12 protein-coding genes are annotated in these 13,468 nt (G+C 48.0%); 1 reads left to right on the forward strand and 11 read right to left on the reverse strand.

What is annotated here, in order from left to right; all coding sequences use genetic code 11:
- Positions 1-11 precede the first annotated feature (11 nt).
- The 10 genes from POF51_RS22060 to POF51_RS22105 form a co-directional block, all read right to left on the reverse strand.
- A complete protein-coding gene (locus POF51_RS22060) occupies positions 12-842 on the reverse strand; it encodes a hypothetical protein (protein WP_069845516.1) in 831 nt (276 codons plus the stop codon).
- Between the two features lie 153 nt (positions 843-995).
- Positions 996-1,982: an ROK family protein gene (locus POF51_RS22065; protein WP_069845517.1), complete on the reverse strand. Its 987-nt coding sequence runs from the start codon at positions 1,980-1,982 to the stop codon at positions 996-998.
- Positions 1,983-2,009: 27 nt separating this feature from the next.
- On the reverse strand, positions 2,010-2,834 hold the full coding sequence (locus POF51_RS22070; RefSeq protein ID WP_017251127.1) for a sugar phosphate isomerase/epimerase family protein: 825 nt from the start codon (positions 2,832-2,834) through the stop codon (positions 2,010-2,012).
- 5 nt (positions 2,835-2,839) lie between these two features.
- Positions 2,840-3,814: a Gfo/Idh/MocA family protein gene (locus tag POF51_RS22075; protein ID WP_069845518.1), complete on the reverse strand. Its 975-nt coding sequence runs from the start codon at positions 3,812-3,814 to the stop codon at positions 2,840-2,842.
- Positions 3,815-3,829: 15 nt separating this feature from the next.
- Positions 3,830-4,804 carry a Gfo/Idh/MocA family protein gene (locus POF51_RS22080; protein WP_017251125.1) on the reverse strand — a complete coding sequence of 325 codons (975 nt, stop codon included), beginning with the start codon at positions 4,802-4,804 and terminating at the stop codon, positions 3,830-3,832.
- A 13-nt stretch (positions 4,805-4,817) separates the two neighbouring features.
- Positions 4,818-5,807, reverse strand: coding sequence for a Gfo/Idh/MocA family protein (locus POF51_RS22085; protein ID WP_069845519.1), 990 nt, complete (start codon positions 5,805-5,807; stop codon positions 4,818-4,820).
- Between the two features lie 29 nt (positions 5,808-5,836).
- Complete coding sequence (locus tag POF51_RS22090) at positions 5,837-6,679, reverse strand: carbohydrate ABC transporter permease (RefSeq protein ID WP_069845520.1); 843 nt, start codon at positions 6,677-6,679, stop codon at positions 5,837-5,839.
- A gap of 30 nt (positions 6,680-6,709) precedes the next feature.
- The gene (locus POF51_RS22095) at positions 6,710-7,669 is read right to left on the reverse strand and encodes a carbohydrate ABC transporter permease (protein WP_083261585.1); all 960 of its coding nucleotides are present in this window, start codon (positions 7,667-7,669) and stop codon (positions 6,710-6,712) included.
- Positions 7,670-7,740: 71 nt separating this feature from the next.
- The gene (locus tag POF51_RS22100; protein ID WP_017251121.1) at positions 7,741-9,021 is read right to left on the reverse strand and encodes an ABC transporter substrate-binding protein; all 1,281 of its coding nucleotides are present in this window, start codon (positions 9,019-9,021) and stop codon (positions 7,741-7,743) included.
- A 151-nt stretch (positions 9,022-9,172) separates the two neighbouring features.
- Entirely contained in the window at positions 9,173-10,378 is a 1,206-nt protein-coding gene (locus POF51_RS22105) for an ROK family transcriptional regulator (RefSeq protein WP_069845521.1), read from the reverse strand.
- Between the two features lie 316 nt (positions 10,379-10,694).
- Here POF51_RS22105 and POF51_RS22110 point away from each other — a divergent pair, with 316 nt between their 5' ends.
- Positions 10,695-10,937, forward strand: a complete 243-nt coding sequence (locus POF51_RS22110; protein ID WP_069846559.1) for a hypothetical protein — start codon at positions 10,695-10,697, stop codon at positions 10,935-10,937.
- 250 nt (positions 10,938-11,187) lie between these two features.
- Here the strand turns inward: POF51_RS22110 and POF51_RS22115 are convergent, their stop codons facing one another.
- Entirely contained in the window at positions 11,188-13,422 is a 2,235-nt protein-coding gene (locus tag POF51_RS22115) for a glycosyl hydrolase family 18 protein (RefSeq protein WP_271756076.1), read from the reverse strand.
- Positions 13,423-13,468 lie beyond the last annotated feature (46 nt).

A 13,468-nucleotide genomic window follows, 5' to 3' on the forward strand; every position in this document is an offset into this window, starting at 1 on the left:
CCAAAACAAGCTTAAATATAGGTATTACCAAAATCGTGGCTAAAATCGAGCGTTTGGTTTTCTTCAATCGTAATTTTTGAAAGTACATGTTTATACAACAAAAACGTAGCGGCTTCGAAATTTTCCCAATCCCTAACGTACGGATTTAACGTATAGGCAGTAAGGTCATCTACAGGTTCCTGCACATTCCGAATGGTTTGTTTTGACACTACTAAGATATGATACTCCCCAGCAGGCACGTTGCCGATCTCGTAATTTCCATACCCATTTGCTTTTGCAGCATACAATCCCGAGCCTTTTGGAGCAATGGTATCATACGCAAACATACCCTCTTCCAGATCTGTAATCGTATTTTTATCAAAGTCAGTAGGAATGAGGTAAATCCTTGCATTCACATCCGGCTTCGTCCCAACAAAATCGTTATATTGCCACGTAATCGTGCCCTTGAGTGCTCCCTTTTCAGTAGGAAGTTCGGTTCGTGCTACCTGTCCTCGCTCATTACTTTGTTGGCCTGGCGTTTCGACGGGATAGGCCGCTGGCATTGCCACGTCCGTTGCACCAGTTCCCTCAGAGGAAACAGCTACAGCGTTTGAATGCTGATTTGTGCCCGCTTCTTGATCTGTCGACGCCGGACTTTTGGGTGCAGGAGTAGTTGCAGGCTGATTCACTTCCTTTTTCGCTACAGGTCGCGCACCTAGTAAATCATCAAGATTTTTCCCAGATAAATAGAAAATAGCACCGCTGGCAATTCCGAGGATTAAGGCAACTACAAACAAAAAAGTAATGAGTTCTTTGAAAAATCCTGGCTTCTTCGCTGCTTTTGCTGTTTTGGCTTCTGCCATGGTACCCCTCCGCCTATTTCTCTCTATTCATACGAAAATTTTTCCAATCTATATTTTACCAAAAGAAAAGAATCTAGGTCTAGGCTTCTATGTCCGCTTTCATAGGAAAAAGCCGATGTATTCAAACATCGGCCCCCCACAACTCTCATTCTATTAAACCTCAACCATTTCACGCTCGGACGGATAATACATGCCTGCTGCACCGAGCACACCTGCTTCCGCTCCGATCGTCGTCAACTGGATGCTCGCTTGGTTTGCCATCCGGGAGATAGAGCGCTCGCGAATGACGTTCTTCGCTTCCGCAAGCAGTAGCTGTCCGTTCTTCATCACACCACCACCAATGACAATCACCTGCGGATTGAACAGATGGATCAGATTGGTCAGCCCGACTCCGAGATAATAACCAGCTTCCTTCATCAAAGTCATGCTGAGCAAATCTCCCCGAACCGCTGCCTCTCCGACCTCTCTAGCCGTTATCCTGCTCAGGTCATTCCCATTTTCAACGAGCAACGAGCTGGTAACACCCTGTAGAAGCTGTTCCCTAGCTCTACTTGCCAAAGCCAGCCCAGACGTGTAATTTTCCAGACATCCTCTATTCCCGCACACGCACAACGGTCCTTCGGGATCAAGCGAAATATGCCCGAACTCCCCGGCACTATCGCCAACACCTGTAATCAGCCGTCCTCCACTAATAATGCCAGCACCAACACCCGTACTGACCGTTACATAGATCAAGTCTTTCGTGCCTCGTGCACTTCCAAACGCCCATTCTGCTACCGCTGCTGCATTGGCATCATTGATCAATTGCACAGCTACGCCAAACCGCTCCTGAAGCATCGCACCGATCGGCACATCGCTCCAGTTTAGATTGCTCGCAAAAATGACCATTTGGCGCTGTGTATCAATAATTCCCGCAGTTGCAATCCCGATCCCGCGAATGCGAGAGAGAAGGATGCCGCTATCGTCTAAGACAGTCTGCACCAAATCACCGATACGACCGATGACTGTCTGCGCTGCCTCTTCTGTTTGGGTCGCTGCGTTCGCCTGACTGAGGATGTTGCCATGCTGGTCGACAATCGCTACTATGATCTTGGTACCACCCAGATCAATCCCGATGGCATATGGTTTGTCTTGATTCATCTTACGCTTCACATCCTTGCTGTCCATTCACGATTGAAAAATGGCGTCCAACGCTTGGGACGTATGCGCGATCAATTGCTCAGGCAACTGGCTATAAGGCGAGATTTCCGGGATGATGTAGCCGTCGTACCCGATCTCACGCAACGCTTCCACCACACGGTTCCATGGAATATCGCCAGCAAGCAGCGGCACGAAACCTGTGATGTTGCCAGTCGACGTCTTGAAATCTTTGACGTGAATAGCTTGGATTCTCTTGCCCAAAATGCGAATCCATTGCTCAGGAAAACCGAATTGCAGCACGTTGCCTACATCAAAATAAGCACCTACCCATGGACTGTCTACTTCATCGATCAAGCGGGCCATCTCCAGTGGACTGAGCAAAAACTTGTTCCACACGTTTTCTACCCCGATGTATACCTGATGCTGCTCTGCCTTTTTCGCCAAGCGCTGCAATGCTTCACGCGCTCGCTCGTAGGCCGTATCATACGACACCTCAGCCGTTACGAGACCTGGGACGACGAGAACGGTCCGTGAGCCAAAAATGCTTGCCGCCTCTATCATTTTCTCGACAACACGAATGCCTTGCTCGCGGATCGCTTCCTCATTGTGTGTCAACGGATATTTCCATAAAAGGGCCGTAGAGACGCTTGGCAGCTCCAATCCTAGTTCGCGAGCCTCGTCCGCCAAGCCCTTTAATTCCTGCTCTGTCATTTCTAGATGAAAGGGAGCATCCCCCTCGTCCAAATTCAGTTCTACCCCTTGATAGCCATGTGCTTTCGCCTGGCGAAACATTTCTTGCACGCTCGTTTCCTTTGGGAAGCACCACGCATTGATCCCCTTTTGAAAAGCCATGTTGCTCACTCCCCTTTTCTCAAAATAGTGACAGGCTTCCCTTCTTGTGCCGATTGATTCGCTGCCAACGTTACTTCTAGCGTCTTTCTAGCTGATTCATACGGCGACAGAATCAAGCTGCGATCCCCTGTCAAAATCGCTGTGATAAACGCCCGATCTTGCTCCACGTACATATCCACTGCGCCCTCTTTCGTACGTGTTCCCTGTTCATCCATGATCACTACTTTCTTTCCGTCGATCATGACGCGGAAATCTTTGCCCAAGATTTCTACATTCGTACGGTGATCCTGCTGGATGAAACACGTATCCAGATGTCCTAGCGCCCCTGACTGAAACACCATACTGATGGAAGTCACGTCCGGAATATCGATGTTTGGAATGTCACGCGAGACGAGTAAGGCCATCTGCGCATAGACCTTCTCGATATCTCCCGCCAAATACCGCATCATGTCCAGCGTATGTGTCGCCTGCTCGACAAGCTGTCCACCTGACTTGCCCATTTCCCTCCACCAAGGCGTCGTGACGAACTTGGTCAAATAATGGCCGCGGACGAGTGCAATCGACTTGCCCTCCAAGTACGCTTTCGCTTCCTGCACGATATCGAGATAGCGCAGGCAATAGCCAGTTGCAGTCATAATCCCTGCCTTTTCAATCGCCGCTTGCTTTTCGTTCACTTTCTGTATGTCCAGCCCAATTGGCTTTTCCACAAACAGATGAATGCCTTTCGCCGCCGCCGTTTCCTCAATCTCTTCATGTGCAAAGGGAGGGACGCACACAAACAAGGCATCCAGCTTTTCTACCTCCAATAGCTCACGCCAAGAGGTGTAGCCATGCGCACCAATGCGCTCAGCAGTCTCTGCAGCCGCCTCATGGTTCACGTCGCACACTGCAACGACCTTTACCCTTTCGTCCGTCAACAAGCCTTTCAAATGATGCTGCCCGATTCCACCTACGCCGATCATGCCTACACGTACACTCATGCGTTATTCACCGTCCTAGCGTAATACGACTGGTTGCTTCTGTTCAGCAGATTGATAAGCTGCAAGTGCTACTTCCACCGCTCGTAAGCCGTCTTCACCCGTAATCGACGGCGCTTTCTTTTCACGCACGCTGGTGACGAAATCTTTGACCAATTGACTGTCCATGTCATCGCCCCAGTTGACCCACTTCAAGCCTTTTTCATTGGAATAGACATCCAGCTTTTGAGAAAAAGCATCGAGCGAGATCGTGCCTTCTGTCCCGATAATTTCCATCGTCACGTCTCCCCATGTCGGGAAGGCCTTGTTGCGAGACCAGCTGCAATCGAGTGTGGCAAAAACTCCGTTCTCAAATTCCATGGTCAAAATGCCGCAATCATCAATCGGTGTATCAGAAAACTTGCTGTCTACCTCCGCATAAACCTCACGCACTTCAGAGTCCATGAACCAGCGCATCAAATCAACAACATGAACCGTGTGATCGATCACTGCACCTCCGCCGGATTTTTCCGGATCGACGAACCAGCCACCAGGATTTTGTCCACGGTTCGTACCGCGGATCGCCATGATACGTCCGACCTTGCCTTGCTCCACCAATTGCTTTGCTCGCACGACAGCCGGATGGAATCGCACTGGGAATGCCGTCTGCAAAATGACGCCCTGTTCGCGGCAAAAGTCGATCATCTCTTGAGCAGCCTCTGCTGTTGTCGCCAGCGGTTTTTCGCACAAGATGTGCTTGCCAGCCTTCGCTGCCGCTAACGTATGCTCTTGGTGCTTGGCATTTTCCGAGGTGACGATGACCGCATCGATACCCGTTGCGAGCAGCTCATGATAATCGGAGAAGAACGGAACGCCAAACGTTTCAGCCGCTGCCTTTCCGCGCACTTCATCCTCGTCTGCTACCCCGACCAATTGAACCCCATCTAATTTCGCAACCGCATTTGCGTAGCTGTATGCATGCATATGTGCAACACTGATGATTCCGAGTTTCATGTCCAGTCCCCTCCTACACCAAAGTTACGGGTTTACCCGTTTCGATTGACACTAGCGCAGCACGAGCGATTTCTACCGCTTTCACGGCGTCTTCTGCCGTCACGAGTGGCTCCAGATCACGGTCGATACATTCGATGAAATGCTTCAGTTCTCTGAAATACGGGTTTTCACGCAACGGACTCTCCGGAACTGCGACTCCGTTCATGCCTGCTTGCTTTGAGCGATTAACCGCCACTAACGGTTTTTCCTTCGAGCTGTCGTAGGAAATGATGCCTTCCTTGCCTGCCAGCTCCATTTTCATCGCGAAGCCTTCATGTGCCCACGAGCCTTCCACATGTGCAATCATGCCGTTCTTGAAGCGAAGTGTAACCAGTGCGTAATCCATCCTGGCAAAACCTCGGCCAAGCAAGCCTTTCGCGTACACACGCTCCACATCCCCGAAGCACCAACGCAAAAAGTCAAAATCGTGAATGATCATATCTAAAACAAGGCTGCCACTGTTTTTGTAGTCCGCGTACCAGTCGTTCCACGCTGTCGGGAAGATACCACCGCGGAACGTACGTGCCACACCAACGTTGCCAATCGCGCCGTCATTAACCAGCTGACGGGACTTCTCGTACTCTGGGAAAAAGCGCAGGACGTGTCCGACGAACAACTTGACGTTCTTCTCCCGGCAATAATCAACGATAAAACGAGCTTCTTCCTTATCACGAGCCAACGGCTTTTCGCAAATGACATGCTTGCCTGCATCCGCTGCCTTTTTTACATAAGTTTTATGCAGGTACGTAGGCAAACACACATCTATGATGTCGACCTGCGCCAGTTTTTCCATAGCTTCTTCATAGCTCTCAAACCATTCCGTTTTTGTCTCGGCTGCTAGCTCTTTTCCTCTCTCGCTGCGGATATCGACGATCCCGACCAGCTTGACGTTTTCCATGGCAGCATACGATTTTGCGTGAACAGTCCCCATGGTGCCTGCTCCGATTACCAGAACATGATGCATAATGGTTTCACTCCTTTTTTCGAAAATGACTATTTGGACCCAGTTAGGGTAATTCCCTCGACAAAATGCTTCTGCAAGAAAATAAAGACGATAATCATCGGCCAAATGGCAAGAACGGAGCCCGCCATCAATATCGGGTAGTTCGTCAAATTGGTGTGCTCGCCTGTCAAGTACGCCAAGCCAGCAGAGAGCGGCATTTTATCAGGCGTGCTGTTGACGATCAGCGGCCACATCAGGTCGTTCCAAGACCACAGCGCTACGAAAATGGCGAGTGCGATCAAGCCAGGCTTCGCCAGCGGTAGCATAATTCTCCAGTAAATCTGAAAATGGTTGCAGCCATCGAGCTTCGCCGCTTCTTCCAGTTCTTTTGGCAGCGACATGAAAAACTGACGCAGTAGAAACGTGCCGAATGCACTGAACAAGCCCGGTACAATCAATGCTGTCAACGTATTCAGCCAGCCGAGCTCTTTCATAATCATAAATTGAGGGAGCAGAAACACCTGACCTGGCACCATCAAAACGGTCAAGAACAGGATGAACAAGGCGTTTCGCCCTGGAAATTCAATTCGCGCAAATGCGTACGCTGCAAGTGAGCAAAGGAATACTTGCCCGACTACCTTCGCCAAGGTTGTGATCACGGTATTCCAATAAAAATCCAAGAACGGCAGCATCTCAAAAATATGGGTGTAGTTCTCCCATTGATACTTGGTCGGCAAAATGACCGGAGGCACCTGTGTTGATTCGCCCAGTGACTTGAGCGAAGTGAGAACCATCCAGATGAATGGCGCAACCATCACGAGAGCACCTGCAATCAACAGCAGATGAATGAACAACTTCTTGCCCATTTTGTTCCGACTCGTATAAACACTCATTCCATATCCCTCCCGTCTGTTCAGCTTTGATTAATCATAGTGAACCCATTTTTTCTGCAATTTCATTTGAATAGCCGTGACTATCAGGATCATCACCAGAAGCACGACGGCAACCGCGGCCGCATAGCCACCGTTCCCTGATTCAAATCCATTGGTAAAGAACAAGTACGCCATCGTTTGCGTTTGCTCAGTCGCTGGATTGCCCATTTTGCTTCCAAGCATCAGATAAATCAGGTCAAATACCTGAAAAGCCCCAATCAAGGAAGTGATACTGACGAAAAAGATGGAAGGAGTCAACAGCGGCAACGTAATCTTGAAAAACATGCGAACCGGTCCTGCGCCGTCAATTTCTGCTGCTTCGTAATAACTTCTCGGGATGCCTTGCAGGCCGGCCAGAAAAATCACCATGTTGTATCCGATGGAGCTCCAAACGGCAACGATAATCACCGCATACAAAGCAATAGCGGGATCAGATATCCAGCGTGGCCCCTCAATGCCTACCAAGCCCAGCAAATAATTGATGAGACCGTAATCAGCGTTGTACAACCATCTCCACACCATCGCCACCGCTGCCGCCATCGTCACAACGGGCAGGAAGTACAGGGTGCGATAAATCGTAATCCCCTTAATTTTCTGATTAAGCAGCACAGCGATAAAAATGGAGATAGCGATACCGACAGGAACTGCGATCACTGTATAAATCAGCGTGTTTTTCAGCGCGATCCACAAGTAAGGGTCCTTGAACAACAACTCGTAATTATGTAAGCCAGCCCACTTGTACTTGCCGAATCCTCCCCATTTGGTAAAGCTCAAATAAATGGTTTGTACAATCGGCCATAAGTAGAAGACACTCAACCCGATCAATGTCGGAGCAATCATGAGATACGCCCAGAACCAATCACTTCTCTTCATGCGATTCAACGATCTTTTCGTTTTTTGCTGGACGGCGGCGTGCATTTCAGGCTGCAACTGGCTGCTCATCGCATTCATTCCCTCCTTACATAAGCTTTTCAAAAAAGGATGGCCTCGTCCATGATACGAAGCCATCCATCATGGACCTTTTATTCTTGGCTAAGCATTTCGTTCATTTTTTGCGCGAGCTCTTTGGATGCATCCTCTACGCTCATTTGTCCAGCCCAAGCCTTGGTCATGAGTTCTGTTTCCAGCTTGGCCCATTTTGCCGTGTCCTTCGAGATCGGATACGGTTTCGCTACAGCTGCCTGATCAATAAAAATTTTCAGATTAAAGTTCGGCATGGATTGTATCCATGTATCCTGTGTTCCGTTAAATGCCGGAATCGCAGCACCCGATTTTGCCAGGATTTCTGCCCCTTCTTTCGAACCCAAGAATTTCACGAATTCCCATGCTTCCTTCGGATGTTTGGTATTAGCCGAAATCACGTTGCCCAGGCCGTGAATGACGCTTGTGTTCTCTTTCCCTTTTGGAAGATACGTCACGTCCACTTTGTCCTTTGTATACTCATTCTTATTAAAAGCGGATGCCATCCATGATCCGTTGTACATCATCGCGATCTTGCCTGATTCAAACAGCTGTGTTGCCTCTGTTTCCGACAATTGCGCTGCTGTTGGCGATGCTTTTTCGTTGATCAGGTCTGTCCAAAACTTGAGGCCATCGATCGTTTCCGGTTTGTCATAGCCGGACGTTTTCTTGTCTTCCGAAATGATGTAGCCACCGTTTTGATAGATCGTGTTATAGAAGCCGTCCTGTCCATAAGGAGGTGCTGCAATTCCCCAAACGCCTTTTTTCTCATCAGTCAGTTGCTTTGCTACTTCCTTCAGCTTGTTCCAATCCCAAGTTTCGTCTGGATACGGTACTTTTGCGTCGTCAAACAGCTTCTTGTTGTACCAAAGGCCAATGGTGTCGAAATCTTTCGGTAGCGCGTAGTTTTGTCCATCGTAGGTGTAAAGATCAACGAGAGCTTTCGGATAATTGTTCAGATCGATGCCATCTGCCTTCATTTGATCTGTAAGCGGCAAGAGCATGTCATTCGCTGCGTATTTTATGATACGTGGACCATTAATCCAAAAAATGTCCGGCAAGGTGCCACCCGTTGCGGCTGCCTCCATCTTTGTCCAGTATTGCTTGTTAGGCGTTAGCTCTATTTTGATGTCCACGTTCGGGTTCTTTTCGTTAAACTTTTTCGCCATTTCCTCCATCGCAGGCAATTGGTTTTTGTCCCACAGCGCATATGTGAGCGTTACCTTTTCACCTGAAGCAGCACTGCCAGTCGTTCCAGCTGGTGCGGAGCTCTGTCCGCCGCCCGAACATCCTGCCACTGCTACCAAGAGAGCAGCCATTGCAATCGAAACCAACTTCTTCATCAGAAATCCCTCCTCGATTTACGTTCTCCTCTTTTACCCCCAAAATATTGCCAAGCACGACACGCTCCCTTTTCGACTCGCCCCCTTTCAACGATTTTTGATGGGTTGACTTTCTTTTTCCAATGACCAAATAAAGTTTGCAAAAAAGATGTTACAAGCTGAAGTGAAAAACATCTTGTAACAAAACAGCAGCAGCAGCCTTGACCTCGAAATCAGCCCCCAGTACCGTTGGACGGAATTCCAGCCCTTCGACCATCGTCCCCATTGCTTGAGCCATTACTTGTTTTTGGATGCGCTCAAACAACACTTGATTGTCCCGAATCATTTCTCCACCCAGTATGATCAGACTCGGGTTGAACAAATTCACCAGATTCACAATACCGATCGACATGTACGAAGCGATTTCGTCGACGATGTCTTGGCATACTTGATCCCCCTGATGCAGTGCTTGGCGAAAAACATCAAATGTGATTTTTGTCATATCTCCGTCTGCCAAATCCATGACGAGCGTTTCTTTTCCGCGTGTAACGGCGGACAGTATACCTGAGTAAATGGCTGGCCACGCCACGTAGTTTTCCAAACAGCCAACGTTGCCGCAGTCACAGCGCATCCCGCTTCGATCGACTGTCGTATGTCCGAATTCACCTGCTCCACCACGACTTCCACGGAAGATGGAACCGTTTACAACGAGACCCGAACCAACCCCTTCTCCTACGGTGACAAACAGGAGATTATTAGCATTCAGTCCACCACCGAAGTTTTTTTCTGCCAGGGCGATTGCATTGGCATCATTGTCGAGCCAAGTTTTTAGCCCAAAACGCTCTTCTGCCATGTCCTTTAACGTAACATCATGCAAGCGCAGCTTGGAGTTGAATCGGATGACCCCACTCGCTGCATCGACAATCCCTGGTGCGATGATGGAAATGCCAAGACAACGGCTGACATCATCCACCGACTGGAGAAAGTCCTCGATCGAATCCAGCACATACTGGATGATCAGGTCACTCACTAGACCAGCTTTTACCGGATAGATTTTCTTTTGCTTTGTAGCCGCTTCCAAATTCATTTCGGCAATCGTAATCGCTGTATTCGTAATAGAGACGCCAATCAAAAACTTCCCGTCTGGACAGAAGCGAACCATAATCGGCTTACGGCCACCCTTTGACTCACCTGTTCCATCTTCTGCAACCATTCCGTCACGGATCAGCTCATTGACTGCCGAGGTGACTGTAGTTGGACTGATGCCCTGCTTTTTGGCGATATCACTTCGCGAGATGGGCCCAAACTGGCGAATGGTGTCGAGTATAATAAAGCGATTGAGCTCTTGGATTAGTTTCAGATCTCCAGTTCTGCGCATCGTATTCGTTCATCCTTTATTTTTCCAATGACTTTATAAAGTGATCATACTGAAATTTGTATTTTGTGTCAATTTCGTTTTTTCTTATATTTCGATCAACTTTTTCTGATTGAAAAAGAACCTCCCTTAACCTGCTGGCAAAGGAGGTTCTTCTGGCTTAGGTTCTTATTCTGTGGACCCGTACTTATAGAAATCACCCGTCAATGCGTCTATTTTGGCTTCTGACACGCCAGTCATTGAATAGAAGAGAGCCTTATGGCTTGGCTTATTTCTTATGTATGTTAAAATTTACAAAAAAGGGAAATGGGGCGTTAGTATGAGTGAGCAGCCCTTTTGGTTTAAAGCGACTGCAACTGTTGTTATTGTCATTGGAATTTTAGCACTACTGACAAGTGTCGCTTTCTTTCAGCTATTATCATTGGTAGGCCTTGTCGTTATCTGTGCCTCGAAAGGTGTATTGGAATGGAAAAAGAACAGAGACTGGGCTGTTATTATTTTTGGTCTAGTTGCACTACAAATCGCTATTTTTATCAAGGCATTCTATCGCTTTTTTACATAAGCCACTTAGTTAATTCAACATGAGTGGAAAATATTTCTTGATTACTATTATGAACATTAATATAATAATAGTGAATTTGGAATTTTAAGGAGGGGCTTCTATGAATACTGCAATTGCGATTCTTACTTTTATTGGAGATCTTATTCCATTAGTCCTCCAACTGTTAAAAGCCTTTGCTTAATTTCCAAACGAACAAATAGGGGCTGTTCTTCCGTCATTTTCATGACTGGAGGGACAGCCCCTTCCCTACTTATTGGGTATCTACATTTCCTTCTGTTTCTGGTGTTTGTTCTGTTTGTTCAGTACCTTCTGTTCCTTCAGTACCGTCTGTTTCCTCCACAATTGGCTCATCTACATAACCCTCGACGCCTTCAACTGCCGCTTGTTGTTGAACTTGCCAGAGAGCTGCTACATTTGGTGGCTCCCATCCCACGAGTGAAGTGTGTGGTTGCAAACATTTGTATACCTTGCCTTGATAGCTGACCAGATCACCAGGCACGTAGCTTACATTTGGTGCCCAAGCTGGGGTTCCCGGATTTGCAGCATCTGTTACACCTACTACCTCGACGCTCTTCTGTGAAGAATTACCTGCTGCATCCTTCGCTACCACAGAGAAGGTATAAGAAGTGTTAGGCGTGAGTCCTGTGACAGTTGCAGTCGTACTTGTTACATCCGCTGCTAATGCTGTTCCGTTGTAAACCTCGTAATTCGTCACCGCGATATTGTCCGTAGAAGCAGCCCAGCTCAGACTGATACTCGTTCCTGTTTTCCCTGTAATAACCAGATTGCTTGGTGTGCTGGGAGGTTGATTATCTGGCTGAATTGTATCCGTCGTAACCGTTACCTCATTGCTTGCTACGGAGGAATTACCTGCTGCATCTTTCGCCTTCACAGTGAATTGGTAAGCGGTTCCAGCAGTAAGCCCGCTAATTGTCGTAGTTGTACCGGTTACCGTTTTTGCAAGCTGAATGCCATTGTATACCTCATAGCCAGTAACCCCTACATTGTCGGTAGCAGCTCCCCAACTCAGGCTAACACTTGTAGCTGTTTTTGCAGTCGATTGGAGAGTGGCTGGTGCTGTCGGCGGTACGGTGTCGACTGGAGCTGGCCCGCCCAGAAGATCGCCATACACTTTATCTAGCAGTGCTTTGTTACGGTCTCCGCTAAATTCCCAGAACATCGCGCCTGCCAAACCTTTGGATGTAATATAAGAAGTTTTGTGTCCGATTGAAGTCACATCGTCATAGCTAATATATGTTTTCGAAGCTGGGTTGAAGAGATAGGGCACTTTTGCCGCGTCATTCCAGTGGCGTGTGAAGCCATTTTTGTTCACATAATTATTTTGGATATCCGTGAAGTCAAGCATGCCAGGTTCCCATGTTCCGACTGACGGCCCAGTGCAATTTTGATATTCTCCATTGTTAGCCGTTGCGCAACCCGACCAGCCCCTTCCGTAAAACGGAAGTCCGAGAACGAGCTTGCTGGCAGGAACACCGTCACGGAGATGACCCTCTACAGCTGTTTGGATATTATAGGTTTGAGCATTTGGCAAACCAGCTGCTCCTGCTGCCGGATCATAGGCCAACGGCGCATTATGTCCGCTCTGCTTTTGGAAGGCTCCATAGAAGTCGTAGGTCATAATATTGATCCAATCCACAACCCGGGCAATGTTTCCAAGCTCTGTATTTGCGGCATAACTAGGGCTGGCACCAGAGGCAATCGTCAAATAGTACTGTTTGCCATCCGTTACCTCAGCCGCATCGAGTTTGTCTCTGACAGCCTGTAGCAATAGCGTGTAATTTTGTTTATCTTCTGGACGTGTGCTGTTTCCAGGCAATCCTCCACTAACCGGGTACTCCCAATCGAGATCGACCCCATCCATCTGATATTTCCGGATAAAATCTACCGAGGACTGTGCAAATACTTGGCGTGCAGCCGGATCTGCTGCTACATCAGAGAAGCGATTGGACCACGTCCAGCCCCCGATCGATATTAATGTCTTTAATTGAGGGTTTTTTTGCTTTAATTTTGCCAATTGATTCAAATTTCCGCGGATCGGCTGATCCCACGTATCTCCTGGAAAGGACTTTTGCACATCAATCCATGGATCTCCGAGAACAACTGTACCATTCGGGGCGTTAATATTGCCTACTTCATCCTGGCAAGCCCATGTTTGTGGATTGGGCCCCGTTGGATCTGGGTTGCCGTGTCTGCCATTCCAGCAAATATCCGCAAATGCGTAGTTAATATGCGTTACTTTATTGGGATCGATATCCGTTACATTGTAGTTTCGTCCATAAGCTCCCCATGAGGGATAGTAGCCAATAATTTTGGAATTGGATACCGCTGTCGCCTCCGCTTGATTTTCCTCTGCTTGCGCCGCCTGTGCCGCCATGGGCAATACGGAAGTGACAAGCAGGGCACCTACCATTAGTACATTCCTAACACATTTCTTGAATTTCATAGTATCCCTCTCGATCTTCATGGATTATGTTACAAATCCATCTTATTACGACTTATATCACGATATG

Source organism: Brevibacillus sp. AG (genome assembly GCF_028369215.1).
Lineage (GTDB): Bacteria > Bacillota > Bacilli > Brevibacillales > Brevibacillaceae > Brevibacillus > Brevibacillus porteri.

Bases quoted from the DNA above. Each gene is read 5' to 3' on its own strand.
- POF51_RS22095 (WP_083261585.1), bottom strand. From the start codon at position 7,669: ATGAATGCGATGAGCAGCCAGTTGCAGCCTGAAATGCACGCCGCCGTC.
- POF51_RS22070 (WP_017251127.1), bottom strand. From the start codon at position 2,834: ATGGCTTTTCAAAAGGGGATCAATGCGTGGTGCTTCCCAAAGGAAACG.
- POF51_RS22105 (WP_069845521.1), bottom strand. From the start codon at position 10,378: ATGCGCAGAACTGGAGATCTGAAACTAATCCAAGAGCTCAATCGCTTT.
- POF51_RS22090 (WP_069845520.1), bottom strand. From the start codon at position 6,679: ATGAGTGTTTATACGAGTCGGAACAAAATGGGCAAGAAGTTGTTCATT.
- POF51_RS22065 (WP_069845517.1), bottom strand. From the start codon at position 1,982: ATGAATCAAGACAAACCATATGCCATCGGGATTGATCTGGGTGGTACC.
- POF51_RS22080 (WP_017251125.1), bottom strand. From the start codon at position 4,804: ATGAAACTCGGAATCATCAGTGTTGCACATATGCATGCATACAGCTAC.
- POF51_RS22100 (WP_017251121.1), bottom strand. From the start codon at position 9,021: ATGAAGAAGTTGGTTTCGATTGCAATGGCTGCTCTCTTGGTAGCAGTG.
- POF51_RS22075 (WP_069845518.1), bottom strand. From the start codon at position 3,814: ATGAGTGTACGTGTAGGCATGATCGGCGTAGGTGGAATCGGGCAGCAT.
- POF51_RS22085 (WP_069845519.1), bottom strand. From the start codon at position 5,807: ATGCATCATGTTCTGGTAATCGGAGCAGGCACCATGGGGACTGTTCAC.
- POF51_RS22060 (WP_069845516.1), bottom strand. From the start codon at position 842: ATGGCAGAAGCCAAAACAGCAAAAGCAGCGAAGAAGCCAGGATTTTTC.
- POF51_RS22115 (WP_271756076.1), bottom strand. From the start codon at position 13,422: ATGAAGATCGAGAGGGATACTATGAAATTCAAGAAATGTGTTAGGAAT.
- POF51_RS22110 (WP_069846559.1), top strand. From the start codon at position 10,695: ATGAGTGAGCAGCCCTTTTGGTTTAAAGCGACTGCAACTGTTGTTATT.